Below are 21,291 nucleotides of genomic sequence, written 5' to 3' on the forward strand. Positions count from 1 at the left end.
ATGTTATTATTCGAAGACTTGGCCTTCCTTGAAATACTAAATATGTTATTTTAATTTTTTAGCAATAAAGTTCTTAGCGATTAAGTAAGATTCATCAAATATTAATGCTTTTATATTATCTAAAATCTCGAACTTTCCATCATTCCATTGTTTCATATTATTACAAGGAATCTTTGAGGTCTTAATACTATTACAATTCAAAATATTCTCGTACGCCAAAATAATCGGACTGGGACCTGTAGCCAATAAACCTTGACCTATATCAAGAATATTCTGATTATGTTTATTGAAATAACTTCCGAATGGGACCCAGCTTTCTGTTAGCTCTTCATGTCTCTTATATAGATGTCCTAATATTTCATTAGTATTTATCGCCTTACTTGTTAGATATAAATCAAAGTTTTGATGCTGGTATTCCCATAGAAGTACATGATCTTCAGTGAAAAACATTCTCTGATTATTACTTAACTTTATTTCATGCTCTTCTACTTCTATGCAAGTAATTTCCCAAGATTGAATTACTTCATATTCAAGTGTATAAACAATATCAATTATTATCGAGATGTTATTGTTTGTGCGAACACATTGTGAGATCTTATATTCAATATCGTCCTCAAAAGTAGTTGAATTTATTTCAAGAAGCATTGATTGAACCATGCGATCAATCCTCTCTCTTAATTGCAGCGGATGTGTCCGGCTGATTACGCTTCTCGCTGCTGAAATACTACTTGAATCCTCATCTAACTAACCTCTGCCGGACAGAGGGGCGAATGCCCCGAAGCGTGAATATGGTGTTAGACGAAGTTCTACTCTTCTAAGATTCATCCCTCAGTATGTCCAAGTATTCTTGATATTTCTTTAATGTATCAAGTGCGTCCTGTACTACATCTTCTACCTCTCCGTAAATTCCTTCAGTAGCCAAATAATATCCATCACTTAACCGATCTAAAAAAGAAAACTGATCTGCTGCTCTATCTGACATGCACCCATGAGTATACAATCCATAAACATAAGCAAAAAATTTATCTTCTGATATATTCTTCTTTATAAAATCTGAACGTAATTGACCCAGCATTATATACATTGGTATGTCAAATTCATTCTTACCATATAAAGATCTTAGAATTGAAAGTGTATCTTCAATCGATTTAGAACCAGATAGTGAGAGTTCAATGAAATCATAAGGAATTTCATATTTTTCAATACAGTTATCAGCCCAAATAATGATTTCATTTTTAACTTTGTAACCAGTAGCTAAGGCAAGATAATAAAAGCCCGCAATTGTATTTAATTTTTTCATTTCGTTTCAATCCTTAGTAGAATTTCGTCTAACGTTCTTGTATTCACGACGTCCCACCGACTTAGGGTCACGGAGTGACCGGGCGCGCTTAATCGGTGCGGATGTGTCCGGCTGAATCACTTCCCCGCATACAGAAGTGCCTCTTTGAGAAACTTCTAACTTCACCGAGGGGCGACAAAGTCGACCCAAAGCGTAAATATGGTGTTATATGATGGGGATGCCTTCGCCGAGTAACTTGAGAACTTTATAGAAGTTGGTTATATGGATGACAAGTTTGTTTCATGCCACATATATCCTAGGAGTACGGGAGGAATAAAAGTAGGCATGAGCCAGTGGTATACAGCATTATCTTCCAATTGTCCTAACCAGAATCGGCCTTTAGTGTCCTTCTGCATTTTCCACCTATCGCTAACCATAGCCTTTCCGTTTTGTACTTGTTTCACTGCTTCTTCATAGTTGTACTTCGGACCTTGGTACTGTTGTACGGCGTTTAAAATCTCTTGAAATCTCTTTTGCTTTTCTTGTTCTAACTCTTCGGTACATTCAGAATTGGAATCCCAAACCTCCTTAAACTGGAATCCTTTGAGTTTGTGGTGTTTGACAAGCTCTACAAATTGGTCCGTAACATATACACGAGAGTCACTCGTCTCAGGAAGCTTAAAAATAAGCGTATCGGCTGGAATTTTTTCAGCATGGAAAACAACCTTCTTATACCCTAAGAAATCACCCGTACTTATTAACCTTTTCGCTTCAGACCTTGCTTTGTCGGCGCAATCGACCAGGTTGATGACATTGAGCGCAATAAAATCCATTTCTTTATGAATCAACGGCAGGAATTCAACCTGACTTTGAAGATAGGATCCTATTTTCTCAAATGTTGCCCCCGAGAACACTGGTATGCCGCTTCTGAAGCCTGGGAAATCCGTGTACTTCCCTTTCCGATAGTTCACTACATAACAGGGACTCCATTTATCTGCCAATAATGAACCATCCAACCACGAATAAAACGGGTGAGTATTAGGCAAGGGCTTCTGATCATCGGTTGTTAGCTCTCTGCTTTTATCGTTACTGACTAACTCCCAAATCTTCATGTTTCAATCTCCCGGAATAATCAAATTTGTCTTATCACTTTATTGTTGCCTATTTCTTTCAGGCCTGACTTCGCTTCCCTGTAATCTGAATTACCCCAGTCGAATTCGCTTCAACTTCGGTCCGGACCGAGGGGCGAATACCCCGAAGCTTGAATATGGTGTTATATGACGTACCCGACTTCTTCGATTTGCTTTTTACACTGCCATCTGTTTCTATTTTTTACTCTATTGATTTATATTTCAGTAAATGCTTTTTATAAACCGTCAGCTACTTATTTGTTACCGAGTTGTTCCGCCAAACCGATTAGAAGTCCTTCGACTCCTCGAATGTAGCAGAGCCGATGCGAGTCCTCGTACTGAACCACTTCGCCAACGAGCAGAGCACCATACTTAGTGAGTCTGGATACCATTTCGTCAATGTCTTGAACTGTAAACATGACGCGTAGATAACCGAGAGAGTTTACTGGAGCAGTCCGGTGATCTGATATAGTAGGTGGGGTGAGAAATCTCGAAAGTTCAAGTCGGCTGTGCCCATCTGGGGTAACCATCAAAGCAATTTCTACACACTGAGAACCTAGTCCGGTTACACGACCAGCCCATTCACCTTCAACAGTGGCTCGCCCTTCGAGGTTCAAGCCAATCTCCTCGAAGAAAGAGATTGCGTCATCAAGGGATTCTACAACGATGCCGACATTGTCCATTCTTAGTAATTTGTTTTTTATCATAGATTCATCTCCTCGTGTACAAATTTACTGCCTGATCATCTTCAATATTTTTCAAATAATTATTATTTAATTCTAAAATAAATGCTTTGTAACAATTGTTGACAACAATAAGAAGTCATAATATTGGACAATGTGAAATTGGGTTTTCGGGTATGTCATATAATGTTCTTGTATTCACGACGTCGATCCCCCTTAGATAGCTCTTATCTTAGGGGGATCGATGTGTCCGGCTGAATCTGCTTCCCTGCTGCTGAAATGCCTCTTCGAACCCACTTCTAACTCCGGCGGACCGAGGGCTGAATAACCCGAAGCGTGATTATAGTGTTATTTGATGGGGATTCCTACTTGAGTTTTCTTACACTTCACTTTATTAGCTCTCTTGCTTTACAAATTCTTCTTTTACTTCATCTTTCGGATCCCAAATTGACCATGCTGCTTCTAATAAATTCCCTTCATTATCTCTGAAATAAAAATATTTAGCTTCTCCAGCCCCAAGAGTATGTAAATCTTCAATCTCTAATCCCTTATCTTTCATTGATTTATGTGTGTATTCGATATCTGGGCAATTTATCGCCATGATCGGGTATGGTTTTCCGTTTCTTATGATTTCTAATGATTGTTTGTCTCTTGTTTCAATGAGTAATAATGCAATAGAGTTTTGATGAGGGTGATGTAAAACTGCAATAAAAGAGCCTCGGTCTTGAAACTTATTCATTAATTTAAATTCTAGGTTTTCTGTGTACCATGCAATAGATTCATCAATTTGGGTTGTTGGAACATATACGTAGCCAATACGTGAAAATGCAAGTTCTTGATTCATTGAAAACACCCCCTCAGTATCTATGGTTTTTATTGCTCTTGCATCCCTTTCATATAACGTTCAGGTATTCACGACGTCCAACTCCCCTAAGCCCGAAGGGCGGCCGCGATGCCACATTAGGTGGTGGGATGTGTCCGGCTGATTCCCGCTTCTCTGTATCTGAGTTCACTCCACTCGAATCCGTTTCATCTTCTGCCGGACCGAGGGCCGAATGGCCCGATGCATGAATATGGTGTTATCCGATGGACTTGGCTTCTAAGATTATGCTGAATCTCATTGAATTACTTGATATCCCGTTTTTCAATTGGAAAGTATAAATAAAGATGCTCGTTTGCTTCTACTGGGTTATAGAATTCATGTATTGCTCCAACAATTGAATAGTTGTTTGTTGGTAAATAATCATTGATCATATAATTGAATATCTCTTGATATGTACTTTGACTGCATTTCATTACTGCAAACTTATATGAAGGTACTATCCATTTTGTCCATCCAAATGGAGCAATGGAGTTTTCCAACACTTCACATCCTGCTAGATATTTACCTTGATCTGTCCAACGTTTAAAGTTCTCGGATAAGTCACTCATCGCCCCCCAAAGGCCAACGATATTACCTTCCGCATCAGTCTTTGCTAATGTCCGAATCTCTTCAAAGTTATTATTTGCTTCTTGCCAAAGGGGGGGAATCCAACTTGGGCTGTCTGCTGCAGAGCCTTGTCCTACCTTTCCGATAACTGTAAATGATGCCTTCTCTTCAAAGAATACGGACATATTACACGCTCCTTACGATTTGGTTTAAAACTGATTTTGCAAGTCTTGCGGATAACGTTCTTGTATTCACGACGTCACATCACCTTAAGCCCGAAGGGCGGCCGCGATGCGGTTAGGGAGTTGGATGTGTCCGGCTGATTCCACTTCATCGTTGCTGCCAATTACTTCTCCGAAACTACATCTGACTCCTGCCGGACCGAGGCGGCTTGCCCGCCGAAGCGTGAACATGGTGTTATGCGTAGTACCCTCTTCCTGAATAACATTTAAGTTAATTATTCACTCTCTAATCTTTCAATTGCCCTTTTATATTTCTCTAATCTCTTATAATCATGTTCAGTTGGATCTTTAATTCTTGATATATTCATGTTTTCTTTAATGTCAGCGATCTTTACATTTCTTGAAATCCGATGATAAATTGTCTTCTCAATAAATTCTTCATAACTATCTTCTTTAGATCTAGTCAATAAACTAATTGCCTTTAAGATCTCTTCTGAAAATCCAAATTCTCTTAGTTGTTCAATCGTGACTTCAGTGTCTTCAATAACATCATGGAGAACAGCTACAATCTTCTCTTCTATTGTTTCAACTCTATTCATAACAGCTAATGGATGTAGGATATAAGGGTTGCCTCCTTTATCGATTTGACCTTTGTGGGCTTGTAATGCGATTGAAATAGCTAATTCGATATTCAAAACAATCAACTCCGTTCTTTGAATTTGCACTTAGGGTATTACGCATAATGTTCTTGTATTCACGACGTCCAACTCCCTTAAGCCCGAAGGACGGCCGCGATGCGGTTAGGGAGTTGGACGTATCCGGCTGATTCCGCTTCCCCGTATCTGATATTCTCTCCGATCGAATCCACTTCAACTCCGGTCCGGACCGAGGGCCGAATGGCCCGAAGCGTGAATATGGTGTTAGCTGATGCCATTGCCTTCCTCGAATATTCCATTGTCTTGTTACATTAATTAAGTTGATTCCTTCAAATTGAAGTTTATAAATATCAGGCATTGTTGTTGATTCCCAGAATTCATAATTATAAGATTTATCAAAGTAATTCATCATTAAAGTCATGACATCCCCATGGGTTCCAATTACGATTTTCTTTCCCTCAAATGTATTAAGTAAATCAATTAGAATCTTGATTGCCCTTTGTTGAGCGTCTTTAGAAGATTCTCCTCCTGGAAAATAATAATCAAAATCTTGATACGCCATTAACTTTGATTCCTTAAATTTATTATCGGGTATTATTCCAATTTGTCTTTCTCTTAGGTCTTCAAATATTAGAATTTCTTTGTTTCCAGCAGCATCTTTGATTGTTTGAATAGCTCGCTCATATGGACTTGATACATAAATTCCAATTTCTTCTTTCTCTAAAATAGTGGTTACTTTAAGTGCTTCTAATTTCCCCTTCTCGGATAAGCCCCTTGATCTTTCTTCTCCAATAATAAAAGGGGATTCAGAATGTCTCACAAAGTAAATATATGTCTGCAATGTTTTGTTCCTTCTTTCTTTGAGCAATGCAATGGTTTCAGCTAACGTTCTTGTATTCACGACGTCCCACCACCTTAAGCCCCGAAGGGGCGGCCGCGATGCGGTTAGGTGGTGCGGATGTGTCCGGCTGAATCTACTTCACTGCTGCTGAAATGCCTCTTCGAATCAAATCGGACTCCAGCCGGACCAAGGGCCGAATGGCCCGAAGCGTGAATATGGTGTTATCTGAAGTAACACACTTCATAAGATACGTGCAAATCTATTGTAGACTTTCCTTTAGTTTAATTAATTCAAATAGTTTTTTTCTTAGTGTATCTAAAACGTTCCATTCTTTATTTAGTTCTTTATAATTTGATAAATCAAATGGTTCTAAAAATCTGTACTTTGGAAACCATTCATAAAACGATTTGTTTAGCCATTCTTTTGTCTTTAAGCGTTCTACTGGATCTTCAAGGCTGTTTCTAATTCCTCCAGATGATAGTCCCAAGATAAACTTCATATATGTATTAAAATCAGCAGTTATGGTTTCGTTAGGAGCAAATTTCTTAAATTCTATTGCAAAGTCATACTGAAGTTTCCTGAAATCGTCGTAGGGAAATGGATTGCTCGTTTCCTGAGAATAGATTTGGATAATCTCTTCCAATAATTGCTTCAAGACTTCACCTCAATCTAGGAATTTGTGTTATTTCAGATAACGTTCTCGAATCCACGACGTCGATCTCTCTTAGATAGCTCCTATCTTAGAGAGATCGATGTGTCCGGCTGATTCCGCTTCCCTGTAACTGAGTTCGCTTTAGTCGAATTTTCTGCAGCTCCGGCCGGACCGAGGGGGAACGCCCCAATGCGTGAATATGGTGTTAGGCGAAGTTCGACACTTCCTTGTCTAACTCCTCAATTTCTCTTATGTATTCTTGTAAATATGATTTATACCCACAATAAGAAAATAGCTCTTTGTTTTCTTCATGATACTTTCGTGATAACTCTGGCTTAAATAATACTTCTTTAAACCCACGTTCCAATTCAATACAATCTACTCCTGAGTATTTCTTCTCAAGTTCTTCAAGTTCAATAATAGTACCCTTAATTTTGTTAGTTAATTGTCGTTTGACTTCAACAAGATTAAAAACATTATGATTAAACAAAGTATTTATTGCTCTCAAATCATTGATCTTTCCATTTGATATATCTATTAGCTCTTCTTCTATCTGAGAAACTTTACTCTTATCCCATTTATCAATGATTTGTTCAAACAGCCAATAAATCCAAACTTCATCTTCTTTATGTTTCTTTAGCACATCTCTAACATGGGGGACAATTGGATCACCAATTTCACTTAAAAAATCTGCAATACGCATTGCTCCAGGCCAATTTAGATCTTGTAACCATACCAGTAACCCTGGGAGGATTACATTTACTCTAGGATAACCAAGTCTAACTATTACCTCTGCTGCACCATCCCACACTCCCTTGTCCAGTGGTTGAAGTAGGAGATGCATATCTTTATCCTCAATCAACAATAAGCTTTCTATTGCATTCTTCTTTTCTTCATCTGTACTATCCCATGAGAGTTTCATTATAAATCTATTAATTTCTAGCAATTAGATCACCTACAATCTGCTCTTGTCGAATTTCGGCTAACATTGTTGTGTTCACGACGTCCAACCGACTTAAGGCCACAACGTGGCCGGGCGCGATGCGCTTAGTCGGTGCGGATGTGTCTGGCTGAATCACTTCCCTGCATACAGAAGTGCCTCTTCGAGAAACTTCTAACTTCTGTCCAGACCGAGGGGCGAATTCCCCGGAGCGTGAATATGGTGTTAGACGAAGTTATCGACTACTTTGAATAATCGTTCAAATTCTTATAATGATAATCTTTAGCTATGCATTCAAATGTTACATCTCTAAAATAAAAAAGATAATGTCTTAGTCCCTCTTCATTTATCAAATGATTAAGTACTATTACTTTATCTTTCGGAAATGTTTCTTTCCATTCTGTTTCTTCGAGTTGATAGAATTCTCCCCAATTAATTCCGGTTTTCGAAAATCTACATTGACCTCTATAAAATCCTTCATCATTGGTTGGACCTAATCTAAACATAAAACAATTACTAAATTCTAGTTCTGCTCTTATTTCTTCTTCAACGTCCTTGTAAATAAAGGGGTTTAAGTAAAACTTCAATTTCAATTTGCCTTGAGCAAAATCAATTTCAATTTGCGGATCTGGTGCATTTGGCTCTGCTCCCCATCCATTGTTTAATTGTTGATATTTCATGGTTTAACCTGCCTTCGATAATTTCGTCTAACGTTCTTGTATTCACGACGTCGATCCCCCTTAGATAGCTCCTATCTTAGGAAGATCGATGTGTCCGGCTGCTACCACTTCTCCGAAATCCCTCGGCCGGACCGAGAGATGAATTGCCCGAAGCGCGAATATGGTGTTAGATGATGTCGATGACTTCCTGATTAATCCTTCAATATTTCAATTTCCTTAATTTGCTTTTGAATTCTATGTCTTAGTTGTTGAGGATACTTTTTATTTAATAAAACTTCACTTAAATCAACTATTAAATCTGCTTTTTCTGCATTCTTTAACTCAGGAATCCATCTGAGAGCTAATTCTATCCAGTAAGATGAATTGCTCTTTTGAAGTGTGAACTTTACTAAATCATAATATGGAAATTCTAAAGAGCGATCTTTATCGTTACATTTGATTATCTTTGAATTCAGTATTTCTATTGGGATTTCAAGAACCCTCATAATAAAAAGATATGATTGTTTATTATCTATCAAAAATAAATTATCGTTTGAAACGACAACCCAATAACCTGTTTGAGATAGTCCTACAGTAAAATCGCTTGAAAGCTCAAAGATCGGAAGCCAACTAATAATTGCACTTCGATCTCGGCAAAACGTAGATCTGAATTCTTGCATTTCAGGCCCTCCGTCGATTTCAACTAACGATGTTGTATTCACGACGTCCCACCACCTTAAGGTTACGAAGGAACCGGCCGCGATGCAGTTAGGTGTTGCGGATGTTTCCGGCTGATTCCGGTTCCCTGCTGCTGCAATTGCATCATCGAACATACTTCTAACTTCTGCCGGACCGAGAGCCGAATGGCCCGATGCGTGAATATGTGTTATCTGAAGGTAACAGCGTCCCGAGCTACTTACAAATACGTCTTTAATTTCTCTTTATAAATTCTTTCATTGTCTTCATCAAAACATACGAATTGTACTCGTTTAATTCCTGCATTAGTCTTCACAAAATCCATTACTGAATTCAATGCTATTTCTACTGCCTGCTCTTTCGGATATCTATAAATACCTGTACTAATATTAGGAAATGATATGCTTCTGATTTCATTCTTAATTGCAAGGCTTAATGCGTTTATATAACAATTCTTGAGCTTTTCAGGTTCGTTGTTCTCACCATTATTCCAAACAGGACCTACCGTGTGTATGACAAACTTTGCTTTAAGTTTACCTCCAGTTGTGATTACAGCTTCACCAACTGGACAGTTGCCCTGTTTGTTACGAATTCTAATGCATTCATCGAGTATTTCTTTGCCGCCCGCACGATGGATCGCTCCGTCAACTCCACCACCGCCAAGCAAACTAGTATTTGCTGCATTGACTATGCACTCTAGTTGAGATTGAGTGATATCTCCTTTAAGCACTTCAATAGTTGTTGAATTTATGAGAGCCTCCACGAGTCAGCTTCCTTTCCTTCGCCCTTGTCACTTTCAGATAACGTTGTGTATTCACGACGTCCCATCACCTTAAGCCCGAAGGGCGGCCGCGATGCGGTTAGGTGGTGCGGATGTGTCTGGCTGATTACACTTCCATGCTACTGATATGCCTCCCCGAATTCTCTTCAATCTTCGTGCCGGACCGAGGGGCGAATGCCCCGATGCGTGAATATGTTGTTATGTGAGGTCAGCGCCTTCCTGAATAGCTCTAGCATTTTCAATGTAATTAAATTTCTTGAATAGTCTATATGTATTCTCATAATCGTCGATATCTTTTGCCATGAACCTGTTTGTCACAACTAGAACAAGCATTTCAAGACAGGAAAATAAGCGATAAAAGTTAATTGGGATATAGTAGTCTTTGTTAACACCATGCAAAATGCTGTGTCTATTTAGAGAAAAATCTGTACTAGATTTATATAGGTAATCAACTCCATATCGTTCAAACGAAACGAACATATCCATAGCCTCATCAACTTTTATTAATACTTCGTCATTAAGGTAATCATTAGGTAAAATAATTTGTTTATTTCCTGTCTTAAATAATACATTTTCTTTCCATTGTTCTTTCCGATACTTTATTGCTGTACAGAATGCACTTGATGAACCCTGTTTATTGTAAGACACTTGAACACTATCGCAGAACTCACGTGAGATTCCCTCAATAATTGTAAATAGCAATGTGATTGCTCCAGCATACTTTTTGAATAAAAAACATTCAATTGATTCTTCAATCAATGACATATAGCTCTTTATCAAATCTGAATCACTATAATTGGTTGTTAACTGAGATGCAAAATAACCAGTATTGTATGTACTGTTATATAAAATTTCTAAGTCATCAAGCTCTTTCTTTTCAAACATTTCGTAAATGATTCGCATTTGAATATAAGGCGGTAAAACCCATTGATAATCTTCACGTAACTTTTGCCCAAGTGTTGCATTTTGAGAGATAATTTCGTTTGGAGTGAGCATTGGAATAACATAGTCAGAATGCTCGTTTTTTTTGATTTCCATTGTCTTATAAGCACTTGTTCTTCCCCAATTGGATATTTTTATTTCCAATTCATTATTAAATCTTGTTTGCATTTTTTTAATCACTTGTTCGTCAGTGAAAGATTCTTGTTTAAGAACATTATTGTAATACTGATAATAACTATTTAATATTTTGTCTGTCATATTATCCACCGAATCATTCGAGTATTTTGCGCTGATTTCAGATAACGTTCGTGTATTCACGACGTCGATCTTCCTTAGATAGCTCCTATCTTAGGGAGATCGATGTGTCCGGTTGAATCTGCTTCTCTGCTGCTGTCAATTACATCACCGAATCCACTTCTAACTTCTGCCGGACCGAGGACCGAATGGCCCGCAGCGCGAATATGGTGTTAGCAGATGTTACCGACATCCTTGAATACGCATCAAGTGTCATTATTAATTTACTTATCTATATTCCATAATATTGTTTGTAGTTATTAATTACTTCAGTCTTTGAAAAGTCTTTAAAATCAGTTTCTTCACACTTTTTAAGGTATTCTATTTGTTCTTTAGCAATATCATTATTTAAGTTATCGAGGAACTCTATAGTACTCTCAAGTCCTGCCCCACATAAAAGCTGTACATCAATATAAATACCAGCATCAGAACTCTTCCGCTTTGCTCTCCATACCAATTGAGTGTCTTCAACTTGTCCTATTGAGAACAACATAATGCATAACGTTTTTAGGTATTCATTATCTTTATAATCATCATTGTCAATTTCATCATTCAATAGCTTTTGAAGCGTCTCTCTATAACTTATATCCGGCTCTAATCCATAGAGTTTAAGAAGCTCGTCTTCTTTATTCAAAAGTAATCACCTATTTCCGAAAAATATGAATTGAGAATTGATTGATTTACTGTATTTGAACTTCGGTAATTTCTGCTAACGTTGTCGTATTCGCAACGTCCATTCCCCTTAGATAGCTCTTATCTTAGGGGAATGGATGTATCTGCCTGAGTCCACTTCCTCGAAAACTCTCCGGGCAGATCAAGGGCCGTATGGCCCGCAGCGCGAATATAGTGTTATATGAAGTAACCTGACTCCTTGAATAGCCTTCAAGTTTTCTCTTATAACGGATTATCGCACTTCCAGTCCCCTTCGAGAATCGATAAATCATCTATCATTAATTTCAATTGTCTTTCCAGGTTCTCTATTCCCTTTATGTCTATTAAATGTACTGAGTTAACGATTTCATCGTCTGTAACATCCCAATCATTGTCTAGATAAATTGTATTGATTTCATATTTTCTAATATAAAAATAAATATCATCTTTCTCTGCACTATTTAGTGATCGTGATATGAATTTTTTTTTTGTTTTACATTTCAAATAGCCAGATGTGCTAATAAAACTTCTGAAATCAGGATGAGCTGAAACGAGTTCTGCCGCAAGTGATGTTCCAGTCATTAAATTATTCATTTGGTTTTGACTTAATCTTTTCATTTAATCATCCTATAAATAAAGTAATAAAAGCACTTCAGTAAAAGCTCTTCGGGTTATTTCATATAACTTAATATCCACGAACTTCGCAAACACATAAATCTAGCGAAGTTACTGTAGTTACGCATGAGCAGCCAAATCATCCTTCACTCATTTATCGAGTCAAGAGGGCTGGGAATGCGGCTGACGTCTTTAATGGCGACATGGGTGTAAATCTCTGTCGTTGCCACGTTTTTATGTCCTTACAACTGTTGAATGTAGCGGATATCGATACCTCCTTCTAGCAGATGCGTAGCGAAAGAATGTCGTAGGCAATGAACGCTGACATCCTTAAGGATTCGTGCTTTCAACTTTGCCTGCTCGAAAACCTTCTGAACGGTACGCTCCGATAAATGGTTGCCTGGAGATTGACCTGGGAGTAGCCAGCTTCCTCCTGGTTACTGCTGTTTAACATAACTTTGAACAGCTTCGCAAGCGATATCGGACAAGAGCGTTTGGCGATCCTTACGGCCTTTTCCTTGACTAATTCGTAACGCCTTGCGCTCACGATCAATATCCGACAGTCTAAGACGAACAACCTCGCCTACGCGGAGTCCTGACGAATAAGTAAGCATTAAAATAGCTCGATGCTTGTTATTGTCTACCGAGGAGAGCAACCGCTTAACTTCTCCAACCGAAAGCACATTCGGAAGTTTCTTTTGCTTCTTAGGTCGGACATACGCAATATGACTTCCCGTATATCCACATACCTTTTTCCATGTAAAATTTCACGGAACTTATTGCTTGGTTCACATATGAATGCGATCTATTCTGAAGTAATATGTAGTAACTATAGTTGGGAATGAGTTCGGATACGTTCATATCGCGATGTAGCTGGTCAATAGCGAAAATAGTACAGGGAATGATCCAAGCACGTACCTCTGGCTCCCACCGAAGAATGGAAGGCTATCCTATCCGAGCGAGGCTGACCTCGGAATAAGGAAACTTAACCAACAACTCTCTCTCGTTTCTTTTCCCCAGCCATAAATCCACCCACACCCTCTCATTCTACCTAGAAACTGGAAAATAAAAAAGAGGCTCCCCATCCATAGATGGAACAGCCTCGCGATTCTTTCGGAGTTTGAATAGATCCTAGCATTGGAATCCGCTTGAAGTCTTCTCTCCCCCGACTATTAATAGCATCAATCTTCCCAATCCCCATATAATCCGTTACAGTAGAAAAAGATAACTAGCCCCCCCTCACCTAGGAGGTTTTCAAACAACCATGCAGCAGCAACGATCTCACTCTCTTCTAACCGAGCAACCGCAGACACAACCACAGCACCAAGCTCGACCGTTCAGCCGCAAGCACTTAATCTTCGCAGCCGCGACGATTCTTTACTGGACTACTCTGTATATCTATGTGCCGATCCTTAGCCCTTATTTACAAGACCGGGGACTGTCCATGAGCTGGATCGGATTTATTCTTGGTAGCTATGGCTTGACCCAAGTCATCACACGATTGCCACTTGGCATGTACTCGGATGTGATGTCTAGGCGCAAGCCTTTCCTGATTGCGGGAATGGCCGCGGGACTTATTAGCTGTATCTTCTTCATGCTACCCGGAACTTGGGGAGGGCCGCTCGCGGGACGATTGATGGCCGGATTATGCGCGGCGACATGGGTACCTTTCACGGTTCTGTATGCTTCCTATTACCCGAGTAACCAGACGCATCAAGCGATGGGGACGCTCAGTTTTCTTACCGTATTCGGGCAACTTGCCGGTATGAGCGCGAGCGGTTGGCTAGCATCGGTCGGAGGCTGGAATTATGCCTTCCTTTGCGGAATTGGCGTAGCGGCAGTTGGAATGATTGTAGCCCTGTTTGTCCATGAACCGAAGAAGGATTCCACAACCCATTCGAATAATAGTAGTGCCGGCATTCAAACTCCAAATCGCCAAAGAAACCGTCAAACCGTAAATCGAGTGCTGCGCTCTCCCCTGCTATGGAAAGTATCGACCCTGTCGCTGCTCGCGCACGGAATCCTGTTCATCACGATGTTCGGCTTCACGCCGCTTCAAGCAATCGAGCTTGGGGCCAGCGAAGCCCAATTAACGGGAATCGTCGTCTCCTTCATGGTCCCACATGCGCTCGTCTCGCTATGGACCGGTAGATACCTCGCCCCCCGCTTCGGAACGAGGAAAGTCGTGATCATCGGTTTCGTGCTCGCTGCCTTATTCACCGCCGCCATTCCTTATAGTCCGAATCTTGGCTGGCTTGCCGTCACGCAGATGTTGAACGGGATAGCCCAAGCGCTATATTTCCCGCTTCTGCTCAGCTTAGCCATACGTAACTTCGCATCTACCGAACGGGCGACGGCTATGGGACTCTATCAATCCGTCTATGCTCTCGGAATGTTTCTTGGCCCTTACATTGCCGGAGGACTTAATTCCTTCGGCGGTCTCAAAGCCGGCTTCCTGTTCGGTTCATTGCTCGGGATCATCGCCGCATTCGTATCGACTAGCAAACAGCTAGACAACTAAATGAACAGCCACCGCCCATTCAACCGCACGAACAAGCTTACCGCTTCCTTAACGATGTGCAAAGCCCCACAATCCGACCGCGAGCACGATTGCCCCAATCGTGAATCCGTAATCTCTCATCCGCCACTTCAGTCGGACCGAGCGGGTCGGATGAGGGTTAACGCCGACTCCACGGCTTTCCAGCGCCAAAGCGACCTCGTCGCCTAATCTGAACAACGCGAGCAAGAATGGAATCGCCACATCCCGAAGCTTTCTTCCGTAGGCGACGGGATTTCTCGCTCTCGTTTTACCTCGTGCCAAGAAGATTTTCGCGAATCGTCCCCATAGCTCAAGCAGCACCGGAACGAAACGCATCATAAGCGTTACCGTCAGGATGAATCTTTGGATTCCTTGCGGCGTTTTTCCTTTGAACGTTGTGAGCTGCTCCAGCGACCTTCGAAGGGATAATGGCGACATGACGAGCGGAATCGCAAGTCCTAGCAACAGAATCAACATCGTTCGAGCGAACGGAAAGAGCGTTCCCGCGAAAGCCTCCCATTCGAAGCCTCCCCCGCTGCTTGCTCCCCAAGCGAATATCGTCGAAGTAACAATCGAGAATATCGCATAATTGACGATTAACCCCTGCCACTTTCGCAACGATATTCTACCGGCAATCAGTAATCCTGCCACCACCACAGCTCCGACAAGCATCGATACCCAATCCCTCAGGAAAAAGAGACCCGTGGAAACGAGTAAGTAAGCTAGCCACACCGCCCTTGGGTCGAAACCCGCCAAACGATGCATTTTTTCCTTAGCGATTCGTTTGATAGCTTCCTTTCCTACTATCTCCGCACCCGAAGAACGCTTGTCCATCTGGAACTCCATACCTGATATAGAGTCCCATTCTGCCGCAGCAAGTTGCGGATTCCAACCTTTTTCCGGGGAGACCCCGCTTTGCCCTAACAAATGAGCGATCCGCAGCCAATTTGGGATCGTCATTCCCGTCTGCTCCAACCATTCGGGATGCGCCAGCAGCTCGTCGCGACCGCACAACCTTGCCGAACCGTCCGCACTCCATAACAAGATTCGATCTGCTAGAGGTATGGCCCAATCGGAATCATGAGAGACGAGCACAATTCCTCGGCCTTCCGCTCTCAATTGCTTAAGATGGTCCGCAATCCTCTCATGGCCAGAACCGTCCAGTCCTGCCGTCGGTTCATCCAACAGCAGCCAAGCCGCAGGCGTGGCGAATACGGAAGCGAGTGCAGCCCGCCGCCGCTCTCCGCCGCTCATTAAATACGGATCTCTGGTTTCCCAAGAAGAGTCCCAACCTACTGCCGCTAAGGCGACATCTCTTCGTTCAGCCCGCTCCTGCTCGGATAGAGCGTAGGGTCTCAACGAATAATCCAGTTCATCCCTTACGCTTCTGGCGAACAAACCGTCCTCTGGCGATTGGCTGCAATAACTGTACTGTAGCAGCGCTTCCTCGTTAAGCTGCCATCTCCCCAGAGAACCCTTCTTCCATAGCCAATCCGTCCCATAGAGGACTTGTATGTTTTCCGGCTCTCGCAAACCGGCGATTTTCTCTAGTAATGTCGTTTTACCAGCCCCGTTAGGACCTAGCAGTACGGTAATCGTCCCCGGCTCAAGCCTCAAGCCCTTGCCTTGAACATCACCGTCCCCCATCCGCCATCTTATCCCGTCCAATTGAAGGAATTCGTTCGAACCCTTATGACTTTGCGATCTTCGCTTCCGCATCCCCAACGTCACCCAACACCTTTCCCCACTCCTGCGTTGTCATCGGCAACGGATCTTTCCATTTCCCTAGTCTTCTAAGCTCTATCGCCATGGATGCCAAGTAGGGCAGACGTAGGCCTGACCTGAGGCAAGGGGATGATGGAAGCTCTGTTTCGCCAGGTACGGGAACGCCATATAGAAACCCGCGACAATCCCCATCATAGATAACCCGTCCTCCCTCAATCGCCACAACGCGAGCATCAGGCTCCAACTCATCCAACCGCTGCGTAATCCATAGGATCGCGGTTCCCCGCTTATGTAAACTTCGCGCCGTCCCTAGGACGAGCTCGCGATTCGATTCATCCAACATCGAAGTAACTTCGTCTAGAATCAGAAGCAGTGGATCGCATGCCATCGAAGCTGCGAATGCCGCAAGCTGCTGCTGTCCTCCCGATAATCTAGTCCATGGCTCATCCGCCAATGCGAGTAAACCCACCTTGTTTAAGGCATCCTCGGCAAGATCGGCAATCCGTTCTTTAACGATACCTTTCCATTCCAAGGCGAAGATCACTTCTTCGCGCGGGGTTTCCCCGAATAGCTGCGCTTTCGGCTGTTGCAGTACGATCGGACTCACGCCGTTTCCTGCGAAACCTCTTCTCATTTCCCCCGATAAGTTTGCGGGCAACAGACCGGCCAGCAATCTAGCAAGCGTCGACTTCCCGCAGCCGTTCACGCCGACAACATTTAGCCATTCGCCCGCCGCAAGCGCCAGGCTCACCTCATGAAGACGAACAGACGGGCTGTTGCCCATTTCATCCAAATCTATGACGGATACGTGGTCTAGCACGATTGGATCCTCAGCTCGAATCGACATTTTGCAAAATCCCTCTTTTCAATCGGGCAATCCCGTGCTACAATCTCAATTGTTAACCACATACATAATAACAGGTTAACATTCGGGAGGCTTTCTGACAATGTCCAATGATGTATCCACTTCACCTTCAGCAACCCATCGAACAAGAACGAACAGCCAATGGATCAGAGGTATGGTCTACACCGCCTTATTCGGCGCTTTGTTCATCGCTGGTAGTTTTATTAAGATCAATCTAGGCTTTACTCCGGTTCCGATTTCCTTGCAATCCTTCACAATAATGCTTGCAGGCGGACTACTCGGCGCGGTGTACGGCTTCTGGAGCATCTTCATCGTCGTCGCCTTAACGGCAATCGGACTTCCCCTCATGAACGGCTCTGGAGGTATAGCCCAAATCACGGGTCCAACGGGAGGCTTCATCTGGATGTTCCCCGTCGCCGCTTTCTTAATCGGCTGGGCCAGCGATCGAATTTTCACGGGACGCAAGAAGCTTAATCGGCTTCAACAATTGCTCCTGCTGCTCGCCCTGTTTGCCTTCGGATCCTTATTGCTGTATGTATCGGGAGTCCCTTGGCTAGCGCATGTGCTAGATAGCGAGAAATACGATACCGTAACCGGAGCATTAAGAGCCGGCATGTATCCTTACTTGCCCGGAGATGCCATCAAAGCGATTGTCGCAACGCTCGTCATCCTCTCTCTCAAACCGGTACTCCCCGCCATTCGACCGTTCAATAGCAAGTAAATGAAGCGTTTATCAGACTCTCTATTATGTAGAGAGTCTTTTTTATTGTGTAGGACGAAGATACAAACAGGCTCATTTTGCCACGCATATAGTAGAAGGATTCTCAAGTTTTATGTGCCTTGAAGGAGAGTGTCCTAATCCTATGGCAAGCGGTCGACTTGATTTGTTCATTGCCAAGCTCCCTATTCACACCGTCGTTCTCACTCTGAATTGCTCGGATTCGGCTTCTGAATTGCTTGCCATCCCCTTCAATAAGACGATCATCTTGAGAAGAGGCAATATCAAGCAAGCCATTCAGCTTCAGTTATTGGAAGGCCGGGAATGCTTTGCCGATTTTATGGAGATGAATTATGCATTGGCTCGCCGGTTTCAGCTCACTGCATTGCGCAGATACTCCCTTACTTATCAAGCATGGGATCAGACGCTTACGATTAAACCCGAACCTATTAGCGAGACAACCGCTACGATAATGTCGAGCGCGATCGGTTCCGATACGATATCGGTAGGATATGAACTGCTATCTCGTTTGGGCATTCCCGAACGTCAAGGAACCCTCATTAATGTGCGGAACGGGAAGAACATCACCCGATTACGCTTGCAAGTTCCCGCGAATTTATCGGACGATCGACTTCGGATGCCCTCGTATTGGCTGCAAAAATGGAAGCTCCACGCGAATCAGCTTCACCTGCTTCAATTCGATCAAAGGAACTTAACTTTAACGCTCAGTTCCGCTCCCCTTCGTTAATCGTTATTTGCCCGATCTCGCACGAAGGACCACGCGATTTGCGTGGCCCTTTGTTCTTACTTCGATTTTTTCTTGGCGGCCGATCGACCCTGCTTCTTCGGATCGTTAGACTTCGGAGCTCGAGTCTGCGAGTTCGGAATGCCTTCCGTCATGAAGATGTCCCCCTTCAGCATTCAAGGTTTAATCCCTTCCGACTGTAGGGTGTCAACTATTTGCACGCCTTATTCAACTTCGTAAGCATACCCGCTTCGCTGATCCTTGAACAAATTCAAGTCAATCGCACTCTTCCGGATCTTCAGCCGGTTTCGCCGCTTCCACGTCGATCTTATCGGCTACCGAGTCGCGAATGATCGATACGATAGACTGCAGCAAATAATTCACGTCCACTTGGCTTTGTTGGAACTGCTGAACGATCGGGATATTATCCAGTTCGTCTTGGATAGAATCAATTTCCGCTTCGATCTTCTCGACCATAGCCGGATTTTTGAACGTGTTCTGGAACGCTACGAGTTCCTTCTGCTTTTTCTTGATCGTCGTGATCAGCCCTTGAACCTTCTCATGATTCTGGATGAGCTTCTCGGAGCGTTGGTATAACTCAACCTCTTCGGTCGTCGTGATCAGTTCAGCCAATTCCTTAGCTCTTGCAAGAATATCTTCGCGGACGATCAATTCCCGGTTATCGAACTTAGGGATCGAGCATCCTTCTCCGTGTTCGTGATCGTGATCATGGTCGTGATCATGTGCATGTGCTGACATTGTCTATTTTCCTCCCGATCGATTGTTCTACTCAACCTTACCCGGCATATCCCACTATCGCCGGCTCGCTAATCGCTTCCGCTTTGACGTACCACGTTTGGGCTGCTGTCACTCTTACCTGTAAGAACTGCCCGATCCATTCCGGTTTGCCTTCAAAATGAATGAGCTTATTAGAGCGGGTACGCCCGGATAACACGTTGGATTTGTTCTTGCTCTCGCCTTCCACCAATACCTCGAACTGTTGCCCGACTAGCTCATTATGATGCTCAAGGGACAGTTCTCCGATCAATTCATTCAGGCGAGCTAGACGTTGTTTCTTCACTTCGGTCGGAACGTCGTCGGCCATTTCGTAAGCCGGCGTTCCTTCTCTCGGAGAATAAATATACGTGTAAGCCGAAGTAATTCCCGCTTCGCGCATAAGCGTCAGCGTCTCTTCGAACTGCTCTTCCGTCTCCCCGGGAAATCCGACGATGACGTCCGTCGTGAGAACCGCGTTCGGAATTTCCTTGCGGATCCGACTCGCCAGCTCCAGGTAACGATCGCGCGAGTATTTCCGACTCATCCGCTTCAATACTTCCGTGCTTCCGGATTGTACCGGCAGATGAATGTGCTCGACGAGATTCCCGCCCTTCGCCATCACCTCGATCAGATGATCGTCGAAATCCCGCGGATGGGAAGTCGTAAATCGAATACGAGGAATATCGATCTTCCTCATGTCGTCCATTAAATCCCCGAAGCGATAAGATCGGTCCACGAAATCTTTGCCGTAAGCGTTCACGTTCTGGCCTAGCAGAGTGACTTCCTTGAAGCCTTGCCGCGCCAATTCGCGAACTTCCGCGATGACGTCCTCCGGCAGACGGCTGCGCTCCTTGCCTCTCGTATAAGGAACGATGCAATACGTGCAAAATTTATCGCAACCATACATAATATTCACCCAAGCGCGCAGCCCTTCGGTGCGTTTCTTAGGCAAATTCTCGATAATGTCGCCTTCCTTGGACCACACCTCGATGACCATCTCTTTACCGAAATGCGCATCCTGAAGCAAATAGGGCAGACGATGAATGTTGTGCGTGCCGAAAATCATATCGACGTGCGCATGCTTCTGCATGATCCGGTTAACGACCGAGGCTTCTTGCGACATGCAACCGCACACCCCGAGAATAACCTCGGGACGTTGCTGCTTCAGAACCTTCATATGCCCGAGCTCGCCGAACACTTTATCCTCCGCGTTCTCGCGAACCGCGCAAGTATTGAAGAGCACGACGTCGGCTTCCATGCGATTATCCGTCGACACGTAACCCATTTCTTCGAATAAACCGCGCATTACCTCGGTGTCATGCTCGTTCATCTGGCAGCCGTACGTTTGAATCAAATATTTTTTCCCTAATCCGAGGTTCCTCAGCTCGTCCGGAACGGCATTCTCATAATGGACTTGAATTTCTTCTTTGCCCCGTTGCTTCTCTTGCCGATAGTCCGGCTCGGAGACGATATGGATATCCCGTCCGTTCAG

At 43.1% G+C, this 21,291-nt stretch carries 21 protein-coding genes and 3 pseudogenes; 3 read left to right on the top strand and 21 right to left on the bottom strand.

Annotation, left to right across the window (positions count from 1 at the left end; all coding sequences use genetic code 11):
• Positions 1–45: 45 nt before the first annotated feature.
• The 17 genes and pseudogenes from L3D05_RS14405 to L3D05_RS14485 all read right to left on the bottom strand — a co-directional run bounded on the left by L3D05_RS14405 (position 46) and on the right by L3D05_RS14485 (position 13,113).
• Positions 46–657 carry a hypothetical protein gene (locus L3D05_RS14405; protein ID WP_239616853.1) on the bottom strand — a complete coding sequence of 204 codons (612 nt, stop codon included), beginning with the start codon at positions 655–657 and terminating at the stop codon, positions 46–48.
• A 157-nt stretch (positions 658–814) separates the two neighbouring features.
• A complete protein-coding gene (locus tag L3D05_RS14410) occupies positions 815–1,300 on the bottom strand; it encodes a hypothetical protein (protein ID WP_239616854.1) in 486 nt (161 codons plus the stop codon).
• Between the two features lie 257 nt (positions 1,301–1,557).
• Positions 1,558–2,391, bottom strand: a complete 834-nt coding sequence (locus tag L3D05_RS14415) for an imm11 family protein (protein WP_239616856.1) — start codon at positions 2,389–2,391, stop codon at positions 1,558–1,560.
• Between the two features lie 272 nt (positions 2,392–2,663).
• Positions 2,664–3,116 carry a VOC family protein gene (locus L3D05_RS14420; RefSeq protein ID WP_239616858.1) on the bottom strand — a complete coding sequence of 151 codons (453 nt, stop codon included), beginning with the start codon at positions 3,114–3,116 and terminating at the stop codon, positions 2,664–2,666.
• 370 nt (positions 3,117–3,486) lie between these two features.
• Entirely contained in the window at positions 3,487–3,936 is a 450-nt protein-coding gene (locus L3D05_RS14425; protein ID WP_239616859.1) for a VOC family protein, read from the bottom strand.
• A gap of 281 nt (positions 3,937–4,217) precedes the next feature.
• Complete coding sequence (locus L3D05_RS14430) at positions 4,218–4,706, bottom strand: GyrI-like domain-containing protein (RefSeq protein WP_239616861.1); 489 nt, start codon at positions 4,704–4,706, stop codon at positions 4,218–4,220.
• Positions 4,707–4,978: 272 nt separating this feature from the next.
• Positions 4,979–5,398, bottom strand: a complete 420-nt coding sequence (locus tag L3D05_RS14435; RefSeq protein WP_239616862.1) for a GTP pyrophosphokinase — start codon at positions 5,396–5,398, stop codon at positions 4,979–4,981.
• 256 nt (positions 5,399–5,654) lie between these two features.
• Positions 5,655–6,200: pseudogene (locus L3D05_RS14440) on the bottom strand (histidine phosphatase family protein); the annotation flags it as partial.
• Positions 6,201–6,459: 259 nt separating this feature from the next.
• On the bottom strand, positions 6,460–6,855 hold the full coding sequence (locus tag L3D05_RS14445; RefSeq protein ID WP_239616864.1) for a YxiJ family protein: 396 nt from the start codon (positions 6,853–6,855) through the stop codon (positions 6,460–6,462).
• Positions 6,856–7,057: 202 nt separating this feature from the next.
• Positions 7,058–7,798 (bottom strand): DUF5071 domain-containing protein, encoded by a 741-nt coding sequence (locus L3D05_RS14450; protein ID WP_239616865.1) that lies wholly within the window; start codon positions 7,796–7,798, stop codon positions 7,058–7,060.
• Between the two features lie 236 nt (positions 7,799–8,034).
• Entirely contained in the window at positions 8,035–8,472 is a 438-nt protein-coding gene (locus L3D05_RS14455) for a hypothetical protein (RefSeq protein WP_239616867.1), read from the bottom strand.
• A gap of 191 nt (positions 8,473–8,663) precedes the next feature.
• Positions 8,664–9,173 carry a hypothetical protein gene (locus tag L3D05_RS14460; protein ID WP_239616868.1) on the bottom strand — a complete coding sequence of 170 codons (510 nt, stop codon included), beginning with the start codon at positions 9,171–9,173 and terminating at the stop codon, positions 8,664–8,666.
• 194 nt (positions 9,174–9,367) lie between these two features.
• Positions 9,368–9,910, bottom strand: coding sequence for an O-acetyl-ADP-ribose deacetylase (locus L3D05_RS14465; protein ID WP_239616870.1), 543 nt, complete (start codon positions 9,908–9,910; stop codon positions 9,368–9,370).
• A 216-nt stretch (positions 9,911–10,126) separates the two neighbouring features.
• Positions 10,127–11,188 (bottom strand): hypothetical protein, encoded by a 1,062-nt coding sequence (locus tag L3D05_RS14470; RefSeq protein WP_239616871.1) that lies wholly within the window; start codon positions 11,186–11,188, stop codon positions 10,127–10,129.
• A 208-nt stretch (positions 11,189–11,396) separates the two neighbouring features.
• Positions 11,397–11,798 carry a hypothetical protein gene (locus L3D05_RS14475; protein WP_239616873.1) on the bottom strand — a complete coding sequence of 134 codons (402 nt, stop codon included), beginning with the start codon at positions 11,796–11,798 and terminating at the stop codon, positions 11,397–11,399.
• Positions 11,799–12,058: 260 nt separating this feature from the next.
• Positions 12,059–12,433, bottom strand: coding sequence for a hypothetical protein (locus tag L3D05_RS14480; RefSeq protein WP_239616874.1), 375 nt, complete (start codon positions 12,431–12,433; stop codon positions 12,059–12,061).
• Between the two features lie 239 nt (positions 12,434–12,672).
• Positions 12,673–13,113, bottom strand: a pseudogene (locus L3D05_RS14485) (tyrosine-type recombinase/integrase).
• A 575-nt stretch (positions 13,114–13,688) separates the two neighbouring features.
• Here L3D05_RS14485 and L3D05_RS14490 point away from each other — a divergent pair.
• Positions 13,689–14,951, top strand: a pseudogene (locus tag L3D05_RS14490) (MFS transporter); the annotation flags it as partial.
• A gap of 48 nt (positions 14,952–14,999) precedes the next feature.
• Here L3D05_RS14490 and L3D05_RS14495 read toward each other — a convergent pair.
• Both L3D05_RS14495 and L3D05_RS14500 read right to left on the bottom strand, forming a co-directional pair.
• A complete protein-coding gene (locus L3D05_RS14495) occupies positions 15,000–16,688 on the bottom strand; it encodes an ATP-binding cassette domain-containing protein (RefSeq protein WP_239616877.1) in 1,689 nt (562 codons plus the stop codon).
• Positions 16,660–17,541, bottom strand: coding sequence for an energy-coupling factor ABC transporter ATP-binding protein (locus tag L3D05_RS14500; RefSeq protein ID WP_239616879.1), 882 nt, complete (start codon positions 17,539–17,541; stop codon positions 16,660–16,662). Before L3D05_RS14500 ends, L3D05_RS14495 begins: the two co-directional genes overlap by 29 nt.
• A gap of 100 nt (positions 17,542–17,641) precedes the next feature.
• Here L3D05_RS14500 and L3D05_RS14505 point away from each other — a divergent pair, with 100 nt between their 5' ends.
• Together L3D05_RS14505 and L3D05_RS14510 are read left to right on the top strand one after the other, a co-directional pair.
• The gene (locus tag L3D05_RS14505; RefSeq protein WP_239616880.1) at positions 17,642–18,280 is read left to right on the top strand and encodes a biotin transporter BioY; all 639 of its coding nucleotides are present in this window, start codon (positions 17,642–17,644) and stop codon (positions 18,278–18,280) included.
• 142 nt (positions 18,281–18,422) lie between these two features.
• Positions 18,423–19,025 (top strand): hypothetical protein, encoded by a 603-nt coding sequence (locus L3D05_RS14510; protein WP_239616882.1) that lies wholly within the window; start codon positions 18,423–18,425, stop codon positions 19,023–19,025.
• 273 nt (positions 19,026–19,298) lie between these two features.
• Here the strand turns inward: L3D05_RS14510 and L3D05_RS14515 are convergent, their stop codons facing one another.
• Positions 19,299–19,781 (bottom strand): YlbF/YmcA family competence regulator, encoded by a 483-nt coding sequence (locus L3D05_RS14515; RefSeq protein WP_239616883.1) that lies wholly within the window; start codon positions 19,779–19,781, stop codon positions 19,299–19,301.
• Between the two features lie 37 nt (positions 19,782–19,818).
• The coding region (miaB, locus tag L3D05_RS14520) for a tRNA (N6-isopentenyl adenosine(37)-C2)-methylthiotransferase MiaB (protein ID WP_239616885.1) at positions 19,819–21,291 on the bottom strand (1,473 nt) is incomplete at its 5' end.

Origin of the sequence: Cohnella mopanensis, assembly GCF_022352055.1 — a bacterium.
In the GTDB taxonomy this organism is placed as follows: domain Bacteria; phylum Bacillota; class Bacilli; order Paenibacillales; family Paenibacillaceae; genus Cohnella; species Cohnella mopanensis.

What these genes read in the sequence shown, in the direction of transcription:
- L3D05_RS14405 (WP_239616853.1), bottom strand. Translation starts at nt 657, where the DNA reads ATGGTTCAATCAATGCTTCTTGAAATAAATTCAACTACTTTTGAGGAC.
- L3D05_RS14410 (WP_239616854.1), bottom strand. Translation starts at nt 1,300, where the DNA reads ATGAAAAAATTAAATACAATTGCGGGCTTTTATTATCTTGCCTTAGCT.
- L3D05_RS14415 (WP_239616856.1), bottom strand. Translation starts at nt 2,391, where the DNA reads ATGAAGATTTGGGAGTTAGTCAGTAACGATAAAAGCAGAGAGCTAACA.
- L3D05_RS14420 (WP_239616858.1), bottom strand. Translation starts at nt 3,116, where the DNA reads ATGATAAAAAACAAATTACTAAGAATGGACAATGTCGGCATCGTTGTA.
- L3D05_RS14425 (WP_239616859.1), bottom strand. Translation starts at nt 3,936, where the DNA reads ATGAATCAAGAACTTGCATTTTCACGTATTGGCTACGTATATGTTCCA.
- L3D05_RS14430 (WP_239616861.1), bottom strand. Translation starts at nt 4,706, where the DNA reads ATGTCCGTATTCTTTGAAGAGAAGGCATCATTTACAGTTATCGGAAAG.
- L3D05_RS14455 (WP_239616867.1), bottom strand. Translation starts at nt 8,472, where the DNA reads ATGAAATATCAACAATTAAACAATGGATGGGGAGCAGAGCCAAATGCA.
- L3D05_RS14480 (WP_239616874.1), bottom strand. Translation starts at nt 12,433, where the DNA reads ATGAAAAGATTAAGTCAAAACCAAATGAATAATTTAATGACTGGAACA.
- L3D05_RS14495 (WP_239616877.1), bottom strand. Translation starts at nt 16,688, where the DNA reads ATGCGGAAGCGAAGATCGCAAAGTCATAAGGGTTCGAACGAATTCCTT.
- L3D05_RS14500 (WP_239616879.1), bottom strand. Translation starts at nt 17,541, where the DNA reads ATGTCGATTCGAGCTGAGGATCCAATCGTGCTAGACCACGTATCCGTC.
- L3D05_RS14505 (WP_239616880.1), top strand. Translation starts at nt 17,642, where the DNA reads ATGTCCAATGATGTATCCACTTCACCTTCAGCAACCCATCGAACAAGA.
- L3D05_RS14510 (WP_239616882.1), top strand. Translation starts at nt 18,423, where the DNA reads ATGGCAAGCGGTCGACTTGATTTGTTCATTGCCAAGCTCCCTATTCAC.
- L3D05_RS14515 (WP_239616883.1), bottom strand. Translation starts at nt 19,781, where the DNA reads ATGTCAGCACATGCACATGATCACGACCATGATCACGATCACGAACAC.